This is a genomic window from Serratia sp. N21D137 (assembly GCF_047530005.1).
Taxonomy (GTDB): Bacteria; Pseudomonadota; Gammaproteobacteria; order Enterobacterales; family Enterobacteriaceae; genus Chania; species Chania fonticola_B.
On record NZ_JBLJAJ010000089.1, the window covers coordinates 1 to 2342 of the forward strand.

The 2342-nt window shown below is 45.6% G+C and carries 1 protein-coding gene and 2 pseudogenes; all 3 read left to right on the plus strand.

The features are described 5' to 3' along the window. A partial coding sequence (locus tag ACMV5H_RS25325) for an Ig-like domain-containing protein (protein WP_414822776.1) occupies nt 1-1129 on the plus strand: 1129 nt, incomplete at its 5' end. A gap of 180 nt (nt 1130-1309) precedes the next feature. Then, a pseudogene (locus ACMV5H_RS25330) lies at nt 1310-1660 on the plus strand (ATP-binding protein); the annotation flags it as partial. Between the two features lie 65 nt (nt 1661-1725). Next, nucleotides 1726-2215: pseudogene (locus ACMV5H_RS25335) on the plus strand (IS1 family transposase); the annotation flags it as partial. Between the last annotated feature and the right edge of the window lie 127 nt (nt 2216-2342).

Here is a 2342-nt window from a genome sequence, read left to right on the forward strand (position 1 = left end):
GATCACGGCAAACGGGGTGGACGCGTCGGAGCTGACCCTCGCCCTGACGGACGTGAACGGCAACCCGGTGACGGGGGCGGCGGTGGCGTTTGAGACGGTGCTGACGAATACGGCGTTCTCTGCCGTGACGGAGAACGCCGGGGTCTACACGGCGCGGATGAGCGGGACCACCGCTGGCAGCGCGGTTATTAATGTCCGCATAAATGGCATTATTATAAAATTAAATGAAGGTCCTGTTGTAATAAATCTTGAAGCTGGAGAAATTGATGTGTCTAAATCTTCATTTATCACAAATAAAAGCAGTGTATGGGCAACTGGATGGAGCAGTTCTGATCTTACGCTTAGTTTATTTGACAGTTTTGGGAATAAAGTGACAAAAGCGAATATGGGATTTTTTACAGACTTGGGTACTGTTTCTAGTACAACAGAAACAAAAGAAGGAGTATATACTGCTTCTGTCACATCAGGTACAGTGACTGGCGTTGCCACAATAAGTATAAAGCAAAACAATTTATTGACAGCTATTGCCCCACAGAAAGTGACTTTTGTTACGCCACCTAAATCTACTTTAGTCGCAAATAGTTACTCATTTCAATATGGTAATGGCTTCCCAACAACAGGGTTCGTTGGTGCTATATTCGATATATATATCTTTGGCGATTCATCAAGTAACACTCAATATACATGGTCTTCAAACTATGTTTGGGCATCTGTCTCGGACAAAGGTAGAGTGACCTTAAAGTCAATGCCAGATGCTACGCAAAAAAAATTAAAAATCACGGCAAAACCCATTTCGGGAGGAGATACGTTAGTCTTTGATATAAATATATCAAAATGGTTTTATCAAGCCCCAAGAGGCTCATGGTCGACTGTAAATAATTATTGTTCAAATAGTAGTGGTGTTCTTCCGGATGCAAGTGAGTTAAGTCTTCGCAAGAGAGCTGAAGGAGCACTATGGGGAGAGTGGGGGTATATGGGAACTTATGGCTTAAGTACTCAGGCATGGTGGACTTCCACCGTATACATAGACACACACTTATATGTTTATATGGACAGTGGTACTCCATTGAATAATAGTATTGCCGGAGATTCAAACTCTCTTGTAGCTTATTGCTACAGGAAATTATGAAGGAATTTGCATTACAGCTATTTGAGCCATCTTCATAAATTTGAATAGTTAATCTTAAGTTTGCTTCAAGTAACGGTTCGGTAGTATACCGAACCGAACTTTTTTAATTATCTTGCTGTTGTGTTAGCTAATTGGGGTCCAGTGGAAGATGGAGTGACCCCGAACCTGTAGACAAATCTGGCCTACCGCCAGGGGGAACTTAAAGGCTATCTGAGTCGCATCATTCACAAGCCGCGGTTGCTTGTGATCGATGAGATCGGCTACCTGCCGTTTGGTAAGGAAGAGGGCAACTTGTTCTTCCAGGTTGTTGCCAGACGTTATGAGTCAGGCAGCCTGGTGTTGACCAGTAATCTGCCGTTTACGCAGTGGTCCGGTACGTTTGGAGATGATGAGACGCTAACAGCAGCTATGCTGGATCGTTTGTTACATCATGCACATATCGTGCAGATCAGCGGGCAGAGTTACCGGCTGAAGGACAAATTAAAAAGTGGCCAACTCAAGAAACAGGCGCAAGCCGAAGTTTCTGAGTAACCACGATCAGGGGTGGGTCCGTTTTACTTTGGCAGGGTGGGTCACAATTCGATCGGTATTGACATCTGAAGACCTTTCAGCTCCAGTATCGCTACAACGGCGCTAAACCGGATACCCATCAAACCATTGTTGATATGGCGATGAACGGCTCCGGATGCCGCGATACGGCAAGGGTACTGCGGATAAGTCTCAACACTGTACTCCGTCATCTAAAAACTAGCACCGCATCAGCTAGCGCAAAACGTTGAGCCTGGAGCAGAAGTCGTTATCTGCTGTGAAGCTGATGAGCAGTGGTCGTATGTACGCTGTAAAAGCAATCAGCGATGGCTGTTCTATGCCTACGACCGCATCCGAAAGCGAGTCCTCGCACATGTACTGGGTCCCCGTAATGCTCAGACATTACAGCGCCTTCTGGGTTTACTGGGCCAGTTTGATATTGCTTTCTACATGACTGATGCCTGGCCGGCATACAGGACTTTGCTGGCCTTGAGCAGCCATGTTATCAGCAAAAAATACACCCAGCGGATAGAGCGTCATAATCTTAACTTGCGAACCCTGAGGTAGCCTGATTTTAACGGACACTCCTTCCTGAGTAGAATGGGATTAAAAGGAGTTCACTATGACCAGAAAAACTCAACGTTACTCGAAAGAATTTAGGGCCGAAGCCGTTAAAACCGTCTTG